Here is a 17085-nt window from a genome sequence, read left to right on the forward strand (position 1 = left end):
TATACTTCTTCACTATGACCAATCCCAATCGTCGTCAGCTCCAAATCCGTGAAGTGCCGTCCGGATGGCCGGTCGGCTCGTTTGACACCTACGCCGAAGCGCAGGAGGCCGTCGACAGCCTGTCGGATCGTGAGTTTCCCGTTGAGAAGCTCACCATCGTGGGTGTGGACCTCATGCAGGTGGAAAACATCACTGGCCGTCTGACTTGGGGCCGGGTGCTGGGCGGCGGTGCGCTGTCCGGGCTGTGGATGGGCATGTTCATCGGCTTGATCTTCGCGCTTTTCGCCATGCCGGGCACCGGGTGGTCAGTACTTGTTTGGTCCCTGCTGATCGGTGCCGTGTTCGGCTTGGTTTTCGCCGCGATTGCTTACGCGTTCTCCGGCGGCCGGCGTGACTTTTCCTCGGCGACGGCCATTGTTGCCGGCCACTACGACGTGCTGTGCGAGGCGGACATGGCGCCGCAGGCGCGCGACTTGATCGCCGCGGGCGCCCGGGGACAGCGGCCGCCGGAGCAGCCGGCACAGCCGGAGCGGCCGGCACAGCCGGAGCAGCCGAACAATGCTCCGCACTCCGACAACCCGGGTGGCCCGGGCAACGCGCAGTAGCGCGTCATCGGCGCGGTAGAGTCGTAGACCAGATTCACGATTCCCCGCCGAGAGCAAGGGAGGGCTTAACCATGGGAGTCAACCCGAAACGCTCGATCGCCGGCGCAGCGGCACTTGCCGCGGCGTCGGCGCTTCTTGTTGGGTGCTCAACTGCAGACAACGCGTTAGCCGCGTTCAGCGACACTCGGCCGGTGTCGATCGGGATTGATCCCGATTCCGCCGAGCAGGTCGTGCTGGGGGAGATCTACAGTGAGATCTTCAACTCCATGGGTTACGCCGTGGGAGTGATCAGCCTGTCCGATTTCGCGGAGCGCGACGCTGTGCAGCTGCTACGCACTCAGGAGGTCGACCTGGTCATCAGTTGCACCGGGACGTTGCTGGACGCGCAGGATCACGCCGCCGCACGCGCACTTGCGGCCTCCGGTGAAACCGGGGAGGCGCTGTCCGTGGCTACGTACGATGCCATGCAAGGCACGTTCCCGGCGGACATCCGCACGGTTGATCCGTCGCCGGCCCAAGGCTGCGGCGCAGGATTCTCGGCAACTCAGCCTCAGCCGGCGACCCAGCCGGGCACTGCGCCAGCTGCCCAGCCGGGCACCGCGCCGGCGGGAAAGCCGCAGCTGCCGCAGAACATCGTCCCGATCTTCACCGACTCGAAGTTTGACCGTCGTACGGTGCAGCGAATCAACTTCATCACCCGCGTGATGTCCACCGAAGATATCGCCGAGGCCGCTGAGCGGGTCGAAAGCGGTGAACCGGTGCGCGCAGCCGTGTCCGAGTGGCTCATGGAGTACGCAAACATCACGATCGGACTCGCTCCCGAAAACTAGCTGCACCGCCTGTTTCGCAGCCTGTCCGCGCAACAGCGCGTCTGCGCGACTGCACAACAGCGCGACTGCGCGCAAACACGCAACCGGCCCGCGGGGATCATCTTCCTGCGGGCCGGTTCTTTGCCTAGACGGCTACGCGCCTAGAGCTGGGCGGGAACGCTTACTTGGCAAACGCCTCGTCGACAAGCGCCTGCTCCTCTTGCTGGTGCACCTTGGCCACACCGGTAGCGGTGGTGGACTGCGCGCGGCGGGACACGCGCACCATCTCCGGCATGTCCTCGATGAGGTCGCGCAGGTGTTCGTTGTAGAACGGCCACGGACCCTGGTTCGCCGGCTCGTCCTGCACGAAACGGATCTGCTTCGCGTTCGGGTAGTTCGCGAACGCGTCGCGCAGGCGGTTGAACGGGATCGGGTGGAGCATCTCGATGCGGATGATCGCCACGTCGTCGCGGCCGTCCTTCTCCTTGCGCTTTGCAAGCTCGTAGTAGATCTTGCCGGAGCACAGCAGGATGGTCTCCACCTTGTCAAAGTCCGCGCCGTCGACCTTCTTGTTGCCGCGGGATACAAAATTCGGGTCATCAATAACGGACTCGAAGCGGTCTGTCTCGATGAAGTCGGCCGGCTGGGAAACCGCGGCCTTGTTGCGCAGCATCGACTTCGGAGTGAAGACGATCAGCGGGCGACGCATCTCACCGAGCGCCTGGCGGCGCAGAAGGTGGAAGTGGTTCGCCGGGGTCGACGGCTGGGCAATGGTCATCGAGCCCTCAGCCACAAGCTGGAGGTAGCGCTCAATGCGTGCCGACGAGTGGTCGGGTCCCTGTCCCTCGTAACCGTGCGGCAGCAGCATGGTCAGGCTCGAAAGCTCGCCCCACTTGGTCTCGCCGGAGGAGATGTACTCGTCGATGATGGTTTGCGCACCGTTGGCGAAGTCGCCGAACTGTGCCTCCCAGGCCACTACGGCATCGCGGTTGGCAATGGTGTAGCCGTACTCGAAGCCCAGGCCTGCGAACTCGGTCAGGGCGGAGTTGTAGACCTCGAAGCGGCCGCCGTTGTCGGCCTCAACTGCGTTGTGATCCAGCGGATTGAACGCCTCGCCGTTGTCCGGGTTGTAGAGCACCGCGTGGCGCTGGGTGAAGGTACCGCGCTGGGAGTCCTCGCCGATGAGGCGGACGTACTTGCCCTCCTCGGCCAGGGAGCCGTAGGCGAGCAGCTCGCCCCAGCCCCAGTCGATGCCGCCGTTCTCCAGCGACCCGCCGCGGTTCTTCAGCACGTTCTTGAGGCGCTTGTTCGGAGTGAAGTCCTCCGGCAGGTTGGCGTAGGTCTCCGCCAGGCGCTTGAACTGCTCCTCGCTGATGGAGGTATCCAGGCCGCGGGTGAGCTCCTGCGCCTCGGTGATGCCGGTCTGCTCGCTCGGCTTACCCTCGGTGGACTTCACATCGGAGAAGACCGAGTCCAGCTGGTCCAGGAAATCCTGTGCTGCGATCTCTGCTTCTTCCTCGGTGATGTCGCCGCGGCCGATGAGGTCGTTGGTGTAACGGGTACGCACGGACGGGTGCGACTCAATGCGGTCGTACATGATCGGCTGGGTCACCGTCGGGTCGTCAGCCTCGTTGTGGCCGCGCAGGCGGTAGCAGATCAGGTCGATGAAGACGTCCTTGCCAAACTCGCGGCGGTACTCGGTGGCCAGCTGGGCAACCCATGCAGCGGCCTCCGGGTCGTCGCCGTTGACGTGGAAGACCGGGCAGTCGAAACCCTTCGCCAGATCGGTGGCGTAGAAGGAGGAACGGCCGGAGTCCGGGGTGGTGGTGAAACCGATCTGGTTGTTCACCACGACGTGGACGGTGCCGCCGACAGCGTAGCCCGGCAGGCGCGACAGGTTCAGGGTCTCCTGAACCACGCCCAGGCCGGTGAACGACGCGTCACCGTGCAGCATGATCGGCACAACCGGGTAGTCCTCGCGGCCTTGCTCGTGCTTGAGCAGGTCGGTCTTTGCGCGCGCCATGCCCACCAGAACCGGGTCGACGGCCTCGAGGTGGGACGGGTTGGCGGCCAGGGAGACCTTGATCTCGCCGTCGCCGAACATCTGAATGTGCTGGCCCTCGAAACCGAGGTGGTACTTCACGTCGCCGGAGCCACCCTGCTGAGCGGCCTTGAAGTTGCCCTCGAACTCGTTGAAGATGGTGGCAACCGGCTTGCCCACGATGTTGAACAGCACGTTCAGGCGCCCGCGGTGCGGCATGCCGATGACAACCTCGTCGAGGCCTTGGCCTGCGGCGGTGTCGATCACGGCATCCATGAGCGGGATCAAGGTCTCAGCGCCCTCAAGCGAGAAGCGCTTCTGGCCCAGGTACTTCGTCTGCAAGAAGTTCTCGAAGGCTTCAGCAGCGTTGAGCTTCTGCAGGATGTACTTCTGCTCGGCGTGGGTCGGCTTCGGCATGCCGGCCTCGATGCGGTCGAGCAGCCACTCGCGCTCGTCGCGGTCCATGATGTGGGTGAACTCCGCACCCACCTTCAAGGTGTACGCAGCGCGCAGGCGGGTGAGCACCTCGCGCAGCGTCATCTGCTCCTTGCCGCCGAAACCACCGACGTGGAAGGTGCGGTCGAGATCCCAGATGGTCAAACCGTGGGTCTCAATGAGCAGGTCACGCGAGTCCGGCTTCGGCAAACCTGGCTGGTGCCACTTCAGCGGGTTGGTGTCCGCAATCAGGTGGCCGCGGGAGCGGTAAGCCTGAATAAGCTGCATCACGCGGGTGTCTTTGTTCACGCCCGTGTTCGGCAGGTCCTGCGCCCAGCGAAGCGGTGCGTAGGGGATCTCCATTGCTTCGAAGATCTCGTCCCAGAACTTGTCGTCGATAAGCAACTGGGAGATGTCGCGCAGGAACTCACCGGACTCTGCGCCCTGGATGACGCGGTGGTCGTAGGTGGAGGTGAGGGTGACCAGCTTGCCCACACCGAGCTCGGCGAGGCGGTCTTCGGAGGCGCCGGCGAACTCTGCCGGGTAGTCCATCGCGCCGACACCGACGATGGTGCCCTGGCCCTTGGTCAGGCGCGGGATGGAGTGGCGGGTGCCGATGCCGCCCGGGTTAGTCAGCTGAATGGTCACGCCGGAGAAGTCATCCATGGTGAGCTTGCCGTCGCGGGCGCGGTCCACAATGTCTTCGTAGGCGCGGACAAACTGCTCGAAGTTAAGGGTCTCGCATTCCTTGATGGCTGCGACAACCAGCGAGCGGGAGCCGTCTTTTTGCGGCAGGTCAATCGCCAGGCCGAGGTTAATGTGCTCCGGCTGGACAGCGAAAGACTTCTTCTCCTCCTCGCGGTAATTCTTATTCATGTCCGGGTGCAGCTTGGTGGCCTGGACAATGGCGTAACCGATGATGTGGGTAAACGAGATTTTTCCGCCGCGGGTGCGCTTGAGGTGGTCGTTGACCAGCGCGCGGTTTTCAAACATGAGCTTGACCGGCATGTCGCGCACGGTGGTCGCCGTCGGCACCTCAAGCGACTCGTTCATGTTCTTCGCAATCGCCTTGAATGCGCCCCTGAGCTGGGTCTCGCCCGGCTCGTAGGAGACGTTGGCGATGTTGTCCAGCGGCGACTTCTTCGGCTTCGGCAGTACTGAAGGCTTCTGCTTCGCGGTCGCCTTGGCTGCGGAGTCGACCTTGGTTTCGCGGCCGTCCTGGCTCGGTGCTGCGGTGGTGCGAGCAACCTTTTCGTCGGTCTTCGCAGCGGCGGTCTTGCCGGTACCGGTGTCGGAAGCAGCTACCTGCTCAGCCTTGGGGCTAGCGGGACCACCCTTCGCCGTACTCGGTGCGCCCTGCTTCTCAAAAAGTTCGCGCCACTCCTGGTCCACGGAGCTCGGATCCTTCTGGAATTGCTGGAACATCTCGTCGACCAGCCAGCTGTTTTGGCCGAATGTGTTATCGCTGCTCACGGCAGGTGATCGCCTTCCTTGATCTATGAACGTTCGTCGTTTCAATGGTAGTGAAACAACCACGACAACGGGACGATAGGTAGCAATAACTCACGATGAGGGGTTGTGGCTACCCCCGATGATGGTGGTTAGCGGTGTGCAGCCCACATTGCGGCGTACCTTCCGCCCGCATTCTTCAGCTGCTCGTGGGTGCCGTCCTCCACGATACGCCCGTTGTCAATGACCACGATGCGGTCCGCTCGCGCAGCCGTCGCTAAGCGGTGCGCAACGATGACTGAAGTGCGCCCGGCGGTGGCGGAATCGGCGGCGTTGAGCACGGCGGCCTCGGTCGCCGGGTCGAGGGTAGCCGTCGCCTCATCCAGCAACACCACATCCGGCTCCAGCATCTCCGCGCGCGCCAACGCGATGATCTGCCGCTGCCCGGAGCTCAAGCCCCGGCCCCGCCCGCCGACGCGCGCGTTGAACCCGCCGGGAATCGCGGCGATCACATCCAAGGCCCCTATGCGCGCCACCGCGGCCTCAATCTCGGTCTTGCTCGCCCCCGGCACCCCGTACGCAATGTTCTCAGCCACCGTGCCCTCGAACAGGTAGGACTCTTGCGGCACCTGCGCCAGCGCCCGGCGCCACTCGGCTAAAGGAAACCCAGCCACACTCGTCCCCGAGGCAGTCACCTCACCATCGGTCGGGTCGTAGAACCTCGCAAGAAGCTTGACGACGGTCGATTTACCCGCCCCGGTGGGACCCACCAGCGCAACCGTCTCGCCGGGCGCGAGGAGTACGCGCATGTCCTCAATCACGTTCTCGGTGCGGGTGCCGTCTGTGCGGTAGGCGAAGCTGACGTCGTCAAGCGAAAGAGCTCCCTTGGCTGCCTGCCGTGCCTGCGGCTTCGTGCCTGTATCCGGGACTGTGGTGCGCTCTGCGAGCAGTTCCGTGATGCGCTCGAAGCTGACCTGGGCTTGCTGCCACGAGTCGAAGATCTGGCCGAGCTGCTGGATTGGGCCGTAGAGCTGGCCGAGGTACATGGTGAACGCCACGAGCACGCCGACCGAGAGGTCGCCGTTGGCGACGCGGCCCGCGCCGACGCCGATAACGGCGGCCGTCATGATCTGGCTGATCGCTTGCATGCCGGGGAAGTAGAGTCCCATCAGCGTCACGGTGCGCATGCGTAAGCGGCGGTAGGTGTCGGACATCTCGTCGAAGCGGGCCTCTGCCGGGGCTTCGGCGCGGTGCATCTGGGTGACGCGGATGCCGCCGATGAGTTCGGCGAACTCGCCGTTGACGATGGAGATCTGCTGGCGTGCTTCAGTGTAGAAGCGTTTGGAGAAGCGTCGGAAGATCGCGGTTGCGGCGATGATGACCGGCACCGCGATGAGCGCAACGAGGGTGAGCTGCGTGTCGGTGGCGACGAGCATCACGGTGACGCCGACGAGGCTGCCCGCGGCGACGATGGCTTGGGCGAGGCCGGTTTGGAGAAACGACGACAGCGTGTCGATGTCCGTGGTCATGCGCGTGATGATCTTGCCGCTGAGGCGCGATTCGAAGTAGCTCAGGCCCAGTTGCTGCAGGTGGGCGTAGCTGCGCAGACGCAGGCCGTAGAGGAGGCGCTCGCCGGCGCGGGCGGACAGGACGGTCATCGCCGCTTCGGCCGCCCAGGCGACGAGCACCACTGCGAGCGCGATCGCGCCCACGGTGATAAGGGCGTCGGAGTTGCGCGGCTCGATGCCGCCGTCAATGGCGGCGCGGATGAGGGTGGGGAATGCGAGGTCGGCGACGACGCCGACGATGAGCAGCGCGACCGTGGCGGCGATGAGGCCGCGCACCGCCTTGAAGAGGCTGGACACCTGGAATTCGCTCGACGGGGTGCGCAGACGGGTGAGGGTAGCTTCGGCGAGGTCGGGGCGCTCGGTGGCGTTGGGCAGGGCATCGACGCGGGCAAGCAGTTCCGGTGTAGCGCTGATCGGGGCGTTGTGGCCGCCGCCACCGCCGCCACCGCCGCCGTGGCCCTGGGGTGCGAGGACGTGATGGGTTGCGGTGGGCTCGATGGCGGGCCAGAGAGCCTCATGGGTGGGGGCCGGTTGCACACCTGAGCTGGTTCTGATGTGCGGGGTCGCGCCCGGGTCCATGAGGTCGGTGTACGCGGGCGATTCGACGATGGTGTCGCGAGGCCCGTCCGCCATGACGCGGCCGGCGTCCATGACCACGACCCGGTCGGCGAGGTCGACCGTGGACTGGCGGTGCGCCACCGCGATCACGGTGACGCCGTCGAGATGGGAGCGGAGGTTTGCGAGGATGACGGCTTCGGTTTCAGCGTCGATGGCTGAGGTCGCGTCGTCGAGCACGAGCACCGCGGGCTGCGAGATGAGTGCGCGGGCGAGGGCGAGGCGTTGGCGCTGGCCGCCGGAAAGTGTCAGTCCGCGTTCGCCAACCTCGGTGGCGTAGCCGTCGGGCAGGCGGTCGATGAACTCGTCCGCGCAGGCGAGGCGCGCCGCTTCGCGCACGGCGGCATCGAGCGCGTCTCCGGTGAGCTCGGGGTCGGCGCCGAGCGCGATGTTGTCGAAGACGGAGGCGGAGAAGAGGAACGCCTCGTCGAAGACGCACGTGACCTTGCCGCGGATGTCGGCGAGTGGCAGATCGGGGTAGGGAATGCGGTTGGACGAGGCGTCGATAAGCGAAATGCTCCCGCGATCCGGGCTGTAGAAGCCTCCGGCGAGCTGGACTGCCATGGTTTTGCCTGCGCCGGGCGGGCCGACGATGGCGACGGATTCGCCGGGGGCGACGCTGAGGCTGAAGTTGTCGAGGACTTGGTGGCCGTCGGTGGTGAAGTCGACGAAGTCGAAGGCGATGCCGGTAGGGCCGGTGGGTGCGGTGTCGGTGGCGGGGGAGTCTTGTGGAGTGAGGCGGAGGACGTCGTCGAGGCGGTCGATGGAGCTCATGCCCATGTGGATGCGCACGTACTGATTGGTGAGCATTGCGAGCTGGGACGTCATCGACGTGAGGTACGCGGTGAACGCGACGAACGCGCCGATGCTGATGCCGCCTTGGATGGCGGTGATGCCGCCGGCGACGATGGTGACAACGAGGGCGACTTTGGGCAGCTGCGCGAGGAGCGGCTGGAAGCGGGCGGTGAGTTTCGCCGTGCGCATTTTCACCGTGTAGAGGTCACGGCCGAGGCGGTCGAGGGTGTCGATCTCGCGCTGTTCCTGGCCGAAGGCTTTGACAACGCGGACACCGGAGACGGTTTCTTCAACGTGCTGGGTGAGATCCGCGGCCGTTTGCTGGTTGACCCAGGTGGCGGCGTAAAGGAAGCGGCGCGAACGGTTGGCCTCGAAGAGGATCAGCGGCAGCAGCGCCAGCGACATCAACGTGAGCGGGATGTCCATGGCGAACATGACCGCGAGAGTGAGGCCGAGTTGAAGCGCGCGCGTGAACAGCATCGGTGCCGACCCAAGCACCATGTGGAACTGGTTGAGGTCTGTGATTGAGCGCGAGACGATTTGGCCGGCGACGATGGTGTCCTGCGCGGGGCCATCGAGGTGGTGGAGGGTGCGCAGTAACTCGACGCGCAGCCAGTACTGCGAATTGGATGCGAGACGGCCGGAGGTGAAGCGCCGGACAAAGTTGAACGCGTACGTGGCCAAAGCGACGGCAACTATGAGCCACACGATGTGGGTGACATCGCCTGCGGATTCGCCGGTGGCGATGTCGATCGCGCGGCCGGTGAGCGCCGGCATGGACGTTTGCAGGATGGCGCTTAAGCCCGCGGCCGCAAACGCGGCGACGGCGGGGCCCGCATTGGCTCTCAGTGCACGGGAGAGCAGTGTGCGCGGACCCCGCCGGGTAGGCGGATTACTCGGTGTCGGTGTCGTTTTCTTTCGCCCTCGCCTTGCTGTCGGCCTTGCTGTTGGCAAAGATGCGGCGCATCTTGCTGCGTTCTTCCTCGTCGCTGTCGAAGGTGTCGGTGTCCATCGACTTTTCCTTCTCTGCGATCTCGCGCTCGAGCTCAGGGTCGAGGCCGGAGTTCTTCTCGGTGGCCATGATGCATCTCCTTCAGTCCGCTACTTCTCGTTGCGACGGTTTGACTTGTCCTCGTTTGTACCAGCGGAGCGCTTGCCGAGGCCGAGTATTCCCCGCCGCCTCGAGTTGCCTTCGGCGGTGTCGGTGTCGGTGTCGCTGTTGTCGGCGTCATCGGTGTCATCGGTGTCATCGGTGTCGCGGTTGAACACCTGCATGATCCAGGCAGCGAACTCGCGCGGGTTGGTGGAGAGCTTTGCCTCGACCTCTTGCTCCTCGGCAGATTCCTCTTCCTTGGTGGGCAGCGGCTCAATGAACCGGGCAGGTGCTGGCCCGAGGGTGTCGGCGGTGTTGGAGAGCACGATGTCTGCAAGCTTGCGGTTCGCCGCGGTGCCGGCGATTGCTCCGATGCCCAGTGGCAGCAGCTTGCCAAACCAGGCGCGGCGCAGACCCCGGCCCATGGAGCGCATGGCGAATCGCGTCAGGATGCTGTTCGCTTCTTGCAGCGTCGGGCCAGAAAACCTCGCCAGCATGCTGCGGGAGGGCGCGTCCGAGGCTTCGTCTCCAAGCAATGTTTCAACGATGGCCAAGCCCTGCGTGCCCATGAGTGTGGTGAGCACAATCGCGCGGCGCTGTTCAGAATCCTTGACGTCGATGCCGCGCAGGTACGCGGAGGCGACGGTGTAGAACGCGGCGAGGTCGAGAAACAGCACCGACTCGCCGGCGATTGCCATGGAGCCGGTGACAATGCCGACGCCTGGCACTGCGGCCGCGGCGCCCGCACCAGCGCCGGTTCCGGTGACGGTGTTACGGAAGTGCTTCGCCATGATCTGCTGGATCTCCTCGGGCGAAGCATCCGGGTTCTGGCGGCGGAGCCAGTTCACGTAAGCCCGGATCGTGCCAGTCTGCAGATGCACTGCAGTATCGACGGCACTGATAAACGCCCGGCCGATCATGCCCGCTTCTTCCTGCAAACGTGCAGGATCGGAAGACAAAACGTCTGTGATGATTTCCTGCGGCGTTTCCTCGCGGGTATCGAGTGCAGCGTGGTCGCTATTGGTGTCGCCTTTGGAGCGTCCAAACATGTGCAGATTTCTCCTTAGATGGGGTGGCATCAGTGTACGGGGCATCGCGAACTCCTCAGCGGATGCACAGTCCGCCCCATTGCAGCAGAGATTGAATTGTAATCTTTAGAGCTACGCTATAGGGCATGTCTGATGCCCCCCACCTCGAAGTGCCCACCACCGCGGGCACCGTCGGCGGCATCATCCATTCTCGCACCGGGGTCCGTACGTGGCGTGGTGTGCCGTACGGCGCAACGACGGCGGGGGAGCACCGCTTTCGCGTTCCGCGTCCGGCGGAACCGTGGCAGGGAGTGCGTGACGCATCCAGGTTCGCTCCGCCCGCGATGCAGGGCGTGTTCAGTTGGCGCGACGCCGTCTACGGCACGGAAGACTGCCTCACCTTGGACATTGTGCGCCCCGACACTGACGACGAACTTCCGGTGGTGGTGTACTTCCACGGCGGCACGTTTGTCACCGGCGCAAGCAATGAGAAGGTGCTTCGCGGGCACTTTCTGGCGCAGGCGACCGACATTGTTTACGTTTCGGTGAACTTCCGCCTCGGCGTACTGGGCTATCTCGATTTCCGCTCGATCGGCGACGACTGCGTGGCAAACCCTGCGATCTGGGATCAGATCCAGTCGCTCGAGTGGGTGCGCGACAACATCGCCAACTTCGGTGGTGATCCGAACCGGGTGACCATCATGGGTGAATCTGCTGGTGGCGCAGCGGTGACCCACCTCATGTGCGCCCCGGCCGCGCGCGGGTTATTCCACGGCGGCATCGCGCAATCGCCGCCGAGCGCGTCGGTGCACTCGCGCGTCCAGGCATCGATGTGGGTGCGCCAGCTTCTCGACGGTATGGGGATGTCTCGGCTTTCCACCCTGGAGGACCTGCGTGCCGCCGATGCAGAGGACCTCGTGCGCACGGGGCAGTCAATGCTGCTCAACGGCAAAGAGCTGGTGCAGTTCAACACAAGCTTCATGCCGACCGTGGATAGTGTGACGCTGCCGCAGCATCCGATCGACATCTTCGAGAACGGCGATCAGGCGCCGGTGCCGCTGATCATCGGCACCAACTCGGACGAAGCCAGCTTTGCCAAGACGATGTATCAAACCACAGGTCAGCGTCAGCGCGCCGCGCGCCGGGCACTGGACGTATACGACCCCGACAATGCTCACCAAGTGCTTGAGGCATACGGCTATGTGGGTGGCCGCGCGGACTTCGCTGACCTGATCGCCGATGCGGTGTTCTGGGCGCCGTCGGTGATGCTGGCAACCTCTCACCGCCGCGTCGCGCCGACCTGGATGTACCGCTTTGAATATGCGTCTGCCACGATGCGCAAGCTCGGCCTTGGCGCGATGCACACCTCCGATTTGGTCGCAGTGTTCGGTGATCCGAACTCCACCCGCGCGTCCAAGATCGATCGGTTCGGGTCGAAGGAGGGCTTCGAGGAAGTCAGCCGGATAATGCAGTATCACTGGGGCTCGTTCTTCCACTCCGGTCAACCGGGAGAGGGGTGGCCAGCCTACGGGTTCCGCGACGAGGAGCGGCCTGGGCGAGCCACCGTCGTCTTCGACAGCGAGCCGTACGTGGAGCTGGACCCAAAGGCGGATCAGCGGCGCGCTTGGGAAGGATTCGACATGCGGGAGTGGGGCAACAATCGCGCCGATCTCATGGAGCCGCTTGCCGAGTTTTTCGGCTTTGACGTGCTGGAAACGTTGACAGGCGACCGAGTCGGCGATTAAGCGTTGAGCATTTTTCCAGTTGGCACACCTGTCGCAGGTTTCCTGGCTAGGCTAGTTCAAGCCTGACGTAAAGTTCGTGGGTAAGCCGAGGAAGGAAGGCAGGGCAGACAATCATGAGCTTCTTTGAGGACATCGCCGCCGCCCTGGACCGCGAGGGTATTGAATCGCGCGTGCATGACGAGACCATGTTCGTTCCGATCACGGCCGACGTGGAGATCCAGTTTGTTGAGATCGACCCGCATCTTCCCGCGGCCAACGTCTACGTCGCGGCGGCTGATGTTGATGAAGATGACGACGAGTTCGAGGCTGTTTTGGTCTCTGTGGTCTTTTCCGCAGAGGATGCGGTCCAGACAGTCGCTGACCACATGGCAACCGACCAGGTGCTCACCGTCCTGCGCGACCTCCTCGAGGGCACCGACGAGCGCATTGTTGATCTCGAGTTCTTCCAGGACAGCGTCAACCCGCAGATGGTGCGTGCCGAAATCGGCGAGAACGCGGAGCTGCAGGTGCTCGTGGAGGTTGTCGATGGCGTGCCGTGCGCGAAGGTCGAGTTCGTCGCTCTGTCTGACTCCTACGAGGACATGATGGATGAGGCGATCGGCGAGCTGTGGGAGTCCGACGGCGACGCCGAGCTGACCGACGAGGACCGTGTCCGCCTGTTCCAGGCCATCCACAACGAAGTGGTGGATGATTCCGAGGTGCTGGACCTTGGTCAGTTCACGGACTTTGACCGCCTCTTCGAGGTGCTCTCGCTCGCCGCGGATCAGGCGGAGGATTGGGAATCGCAGCTCCTCCCGATCGATGACGACTTCGACGAGCCCGACGTCTACGACATCTTCGGTCGCGATGACGATGACGACGAAGACGATTACGAGGACGATAGCGAGGATGACGACCCCGAAACCGTCACCGCCCCCGACGCCGACGCTGACGACGCACACGGCGCTGGCAGCCGCGTAATCACGGATTCCGAAGAAGCAAGCGCCGACGGTGTTGACGGGCCAACAGGCATTGACCCGGACGACGCCATCGATAACGAAGACGAGGTTTAGTAGACGAGGTTTAACTGCGCTAAGCCTCAACAGGGCTACGCAGCAACAGGGCTACGCGGCGACGAGTCCCTCGAACATTGACGACGGCGACTCGATTGGATTGAACTGCCCGTCCACCAGCCACACATAGTTGGCGGCTCGTGTCGCCGGCAGCTCGTGCACGGCTTCAATCGCCTCATCCGGCACCAGTGCGCGCACCCACGCCTCGGCGACCCGGCGATCGACCGGAAGCCCTGATGGGTCGGTGATGCGCAGCTCAATCAGGTAGGCGGGCACCTGCGTTTGCCCGTATCCGCGTATGCGGGCGCGTGCCCGAGGTCCAACTCGCCGGCGCGTCACCGCGGCGGTGAGCTGTTCGCTTCCGCCGGTGCGGGGGAGCGTCTTCACCGGCGGGCGCCAGGTGGCTGAAGGGCGGGACAGCGAGCGCGGGTGGTGCATGATCGCGTGCAGTGCGTCGACGGTTTCGGGGGAGCGGGTCAAAATGTCGTCGGCAAGAGCGGTGGGCGTGGTGATTGGAGTGGTTGCTGAAGTGTTGAACATGCTCTGCATGCTAGAACGCAGGTTCGACAAGGTGGTGCAAAATATAGAACACGTGTTCTAATGCTGCTCGAATCGGACGTTCGTCCCAGTTGGGACTACTGTGAACTGCGATATGACAACTGCACCTGCGCTCGCCGCCAAGCCCGAGATCCCCCGCGCGATCTGGGTTTTGGTGGCTGCGGCGTTCATCATTGCGCTGGGATACGGCCTTATCGCCCCGGTACTCCCGCAGTTCGCCTCCAGCTTCAACGTGTCCATGGCCGCTGCCGGCGCGGTCATTTCCGCGTTCGCACTTGCGCGCCTGCTCGGTGCGCCGGGCGCGGGCATTCTCATCGACAAACTCGGCTCGCGCCCGGTCTATCTCACCGGCCTCTTCATCGTCGCGGTGGCCACCTTCTTCGTGGCGTTTGCTCAGGCCTATTGGCACATTTTGCTCCTGCGCTTCATCGCCGGGTTTGGCTCCACCATGTTCACCCTGTCGGCGCAGGCACTGATCGTGCGCGTTACGCATCCGTCGATACGCGGGCGTGCGAACGCCCTCTACGCCACATCCTTCCTGTTGGGCAACATCTTCGGCCCCATCATCGGCGCGGCGCTGTCCTTTCTGGGGTACCGCATCCCGTTTGCCGTCTACGGCATCGGCGTGGGGCTCGCGGCGTTTGTGGTGTGGCTGTTTACCCACAGCCGCCACAGCGGCAAGACACTGCCGCCGAACAAACCGCCAATGCAGCTCGCCGCCGCGTGGCGGCAGCCCACGTACAAGGCCTTGCTCGCGACGTCGTTTAGCAATGGGTTTGTAAACATGGGTACGCGAGTGGCCGTCCTGCCGCTGTTCGCCGCCGCGATTTTTGAGCACGGTGCGGCCGAGTCCGGGCTTGCGCTCACGGCGTTCGCCCTCGGCATGGCCATCATGCTGCAGTTTTCCGGCCGGCTGTCCGATCAGCACGGCCGCCGCCCGATGATCCTCATCGGGCTTATCGTCTGCGCCGCGGCGACCGGGGTGTTCGGCATGGCCACGAGCTTCTGGCCGCTGATGATCCTATCGATGATCGCGGGTGTCGGCTCCGGGCTGATGGCACCGTCCACGCAGGCGGCGCTGGCGGACATCATCGGCAACGAGCGCTCCGGTGGCAAGGTGCTCTCCACCTTCCAAATGACGCAAGACGCGGGCCAAATCCTCGCCCCGATCCTGGTGGGCTGGGTCGCCGAGGTCGCTGGCTTCGGCGCCGCCTTTGGTCTCTGCGGCGCGCTGCTCGGCATCTCGCTTGTCACCTTCGCCATCCTGGGCAAAGAGACCGCGACCAACTCGACCAAAGGAGCGAAATGACCCGCGTCATCTTTGACTGCGACCCCGGCATCGACGACACCTACGCCCTGATCTACCTCGCCGCCGCCAACCACGCGGGCGAGCTCGAGCTGGATTGCGTTACTACCACCGCCGGCAACGTCGAGGCGGAGCAGTGCGCGCAAAACGCCGCCTTCGTGCTGGCCCAATGCGGCCTGACCACGGTGCCGATCGCTGCCGGTGTGCCGGGTCCGCTCGAGGTCGAGCTGACCACCACGCCCGAAACCCACGGAGAGACGGGCCTGGGCTACATCACCGCGCCGCAGCGCCACGTCGATACCGACTGGGACCTGCTCTGGATCGACGCCATCGAGCGCGGCACGGAGGACCTCCACCTCATCGTCACCGGGCCCATGACCAACCTCGCCGCCTTCGCCCGCCTGCACCCGCAGCACTTCCACGCGCTGCGGCACATCACGGTCATGGGCGGGGCGGTGAACTATCCCGGTAACACCACGCCCACCGCGGAGTGGAACTTCTGGGTCGATCCCCACGCCGCCGCCGAGGTCTTTAGCACCGCGCGCACCCCGATCACCCTTTGCCCGCTCAACGCCACGGAACAGATGTTGCTTGAGCCGGGGCGGTTGCAAGGGGTCGTCGATAAGCTTGGGCAAGCTCCGATTGCCGCGAACCTTGCGGAAATCACCCGGTTCTACTTCGAGTTTCACCAGGAGGTAGGGGAGGGCTACCGCGCGCAGATCCACGACTTGCTCACCGTGCTCATCGCACTGGGCAAGGTTGAGAGCACAGTTTGCTTAACGACGCTCGACGTCGAGCCCACCTCCGCACTCCTGCGAGGCACCGTGGCCGCCGACTTGCGGAGGATGTGGGAGCGCGAACCCAACGCGCGCGTGGTTGAGCAGGCCGACGTGGCGGGGGCGTGGGCGGAGTTCGAGCGCGCCTGCGAGATCCACGCGCAGTTCGCCGCCGGCGATGCCGGGTTGGCTGCCGGCTACCACCGCAAGGCGGAGGACTAGGGTTCGCGCTGCTTTCGTTCGCGCTGCTGGCGTTGTCGCTGATACACTGCCAGATCAGTACGCCCGCGCGACCGAGGTGACATAGGCGCGTGGGCGCGTTGCTGTCGTTCCGACTCTTCGCTACGGAGTTTTCATGTCACACATTTCCACCCCTGCCGGCGCTGCGGGTGCCGCCGGCCAGCCTGCCGGCATGCCCATGCGCCCCGGCGCCGAATGGACCCCCGTTCGCCGTGCGCTCGTCATCGCCGGTGCCGCCGTCATCGCCGCTACCTGGCTCTACGTGGTGCTCGCCCGCCCGACCGAGTGGGAGAACGTCACTGATTCGACCCAGGGCATCATCACCCTGGCCGGCTATGGCATCGGCACCGTGCTGCTGCTTATCGCGACCATTCCGGTGCTGCCCGCGCGCACGCTGGGTCTGATCCCGATTGCGATGATCATCAACTCACTCATCGGCCAGATTGTCGGATCGATCGGCTTGCCGCTGTACCTGGACACCATTGGCACCGTGATCGTCGCTGCGCTTGCCGGCCCGGTCGCAGGCATGACCACCGGCGCGTTGAACAACGTCGTGTGGGGCCTGCTCACCCCGGCGGCGCTGCCGTTCGCCGCGGGTGCGGCGCTGGTTGGGTACCTGTCCGGGCTGTTCATCCACAAGTTCCACGCGTTCAAGAACATCGGCACCGTGATCTTTTACGGCCTGATCCTGGGTTTAATCGGTGGCGCTGTTGCGGCACCGGTCGCCGCGTTTGTGTACGGCGGTACCGCCGGTGTGGGTACGGGTGCGCTGGTGAGCCTGTTCCGCGAAATGGGCCAGTCCCTGATCGCGTCTGTAACCACGCAGGCGTTCATCTCTGACCCGATTGACAAGGTCATCGTGATGCTCATCGGCTACTTCACTGTGAAGGCACTGCCGAAGAAAACAGTCGACGCCTTCGCACCGCGCGAAGGTTTGGGCTCGAAGGGCGCCGTCGCCGCCACCGTTTAA

12 protein-coding genes are annotated in these 17085 nt (G+C 64.5%); 7 read left to right on the top strand and 5 right to left on the bottom strand.

Going from position 1 to position 17085, the window contains the following annotated elements:
- Positions 1 to 14: 14 nt before the first annotated feature.
- Both CGLAUT_RS04810 and CGLAUT_RS04815 read left to right on the top strand, forming a co-directional pair.
- Positions 15 to 605 carry a general stress protein gene (locus CGLAUT_RS04810; RefSeq protein ID WP_290186652.1) on the top strand — a complete coding sequence of 197 codons (591 nt, stop codon included), beginning with the start codon at positions 15 to 17 and terminating at the stop codon, positions 603 to 605.
- 71 nt (positions 606 to 676) lie between these two features.
- Complete coding sequence (locus CGLAUT_RS04815; RefSeq protein WP_290186653.1) at positions 677 to 1435, top strand: type 2 periplasmic-binding domain-containing protein; 759 nt, start codon at positions 677 to 679, stop codon at positions 1433 to 1435.
- Between the two features lie 160 nt (positions 1436 to 1595).
- Here the strand turns inward: CGLAUT_RS04815 and CGLAUT_RS04820 are convergent, their stop codons facing one another.
- The 4 genes from CGLAUT_RS04820 to CGLAUT_RS04835 all read right to left on the bottom strand — a co-directional run bounded on the left by CGLAUT_RS04820 (position 1596) and on the right by CGLAUT_RS04835 (position 10459).
- Positions 1596 to 5363, bottom strand: a complete 3768-nt coding sequence (locus CGLAUT_RS04820; RefSeq protein ID WP_290186655.1) for a multifunctional oxoglutarate decarboxylase/oxoglutarate dehydrogenase thiamine pyrophosphate-binding subunit/dihydrolipoyllysine-residue succinyltransferase subunit — start codon at positions 5361 to 5363, stop codon at positions 1596 to 1598.
- A 128-nt stretch (positions 5364 to 5491) separates the two neighbouring features.
- The gene (locus tag CGLAUT_RS04825) at positions 5492 to 9181 is read right to left on the bottom strand and encodes an ABC transporter ATP-binding protein (RefSeq protein WP_343898700.1); all 3690 of its coding nucleotides are present in this window, start codon (positions 9179 to 9181) and stop codon (positions 5492 to 5494) included.
- A 28-nt stretch (positions 9182 to 9209) separates the two neighbouring features.
- Positions 9210 to 9398 carry a hypothetical protein gene (locus CGLAUT_RS04830; RefSeq protein ID WP_290186657.1) on the bottom strand — a complete coding sequence of 63 codons (189 nt, stop codon included), beginning with the start codon at positions 9396 to 9398 and terminating at the stop codon, positions 9210 to 9212.
- Positions 9399 to 9418: 20 nt separating this feature from the next.
- Positions 9419 to 10459, bottom strand: coding sequence for a hypothetical protein (locus tag CGLAUT_RS04835; RefSeq protein ID WP_290186658.1), 1041 nt, complete (start codon positions 10457 to 10459; stop codon positions 9419 to 9421).
- A 125-nt stretch (positions 10460 to 10584) separates the two neighbouring features.
- On the opposite strand from CGLAUT_RS04835, the gene CGLAUT_RS04840 reads away from it, so the two are divergent.
- Both CGLAUT_RS04840 and CGLAUT_RS04845 read left to right on the top strand, forming a co-directional pair.
- Complete coding sequence (locus CGLAUT_RS04840; RefSeq protein WP_095659728.1) at positions 10585 to 12183, top strand: carboxylesterase/lipase family protein; 1599 nt, start codon at positions 10585 to 10587, stop codon at positions 12181 to 12183.
- Positions 12184 to 12296: 113 nt separating this feature from the next.
- Complete coding sequence (locus CGLAUT_RS04845; RefSeq protein WP_290186659.1) at positions 12297 to 13235, top strand: hypothetical protein; 939 nt, start codon at positions 12297 to 12299, stop codon at positions 13233 to 13235.
- A 51-nt stretch (positions 13236 to 13286) separates the two neighbouring features.
- Here CGLAUT_RS04845 and CGLAUT_RS04850 read toward each other — a convergent pair whose 3' ends face one another.
- Complete coding sequence (locus tag CGLAUT_RS04850) at positions 13287 to 13775, bottom strand: hypothetical protein (protein ID WP_290186661.1); 489 nt, start codon at positions 13773 to 13775, stop codon at positions 13287 to 13289.
- A 112-nt stretch (positions 13776 to 13887) separates the two neighbouring features.
- On the opposite strand from CGLAUT_RS04850, the gene CGLAUT_RS04855 reads away from it, so the two are divergent.
- The 3 genes from CGLAUT_RS04855 (at position 13888) to CGLAUT_RS04865 (ending at position 17085) form a co-directional block, all read left to right on the top strand.
- Complete coding sequence (locus CGLAUT_RS04855; protein WP_290186663.1) at positions 13888 to 15102, top strand: MFS transporter; 1215 nt, start codon at positions 13888 to 13890, stop codon at positions 15100 to 15102.
- Positions 15099 to 16097 carry a nucleoside hydrolase gene (locus CGLAUT_RS04860; RefSeq protein WP_290186665.1) on the top strand — a complete coding sequence of 333 codons (999 nt, stop codon included), beginning with the start codon at positions 15099 to 15101 and terminating at the stop codon, positions 16095 to 16097. The genes CGLAUT_RS04855 and CGLAUT_RS04860 overlap by 4 nt, the downstream gene beginning before the upstream one ends.
- Positions 16098 to 16293: 196 nt before the next feature.
- A complete protein-coding gene (locus tag CGLAUT_RS04865) occupies positions 16294 to 17085 on the top strand; it encodes an ECF transporter S component (RefSeq protein ID WP_290187030.1) in 792 nt (263 codons plus the stop codon).

Origin of the sequence: Corynebacterium glaucum (assembly GCF_030408855.1) — a bacterium.
Taxonomy (GTDB): Bacteria; Actinomycetota; Actinomycetes; order Mycobacteriales; family Mycobacteriaceae; genus Corynebacterium; species Corynebacterium glaucum.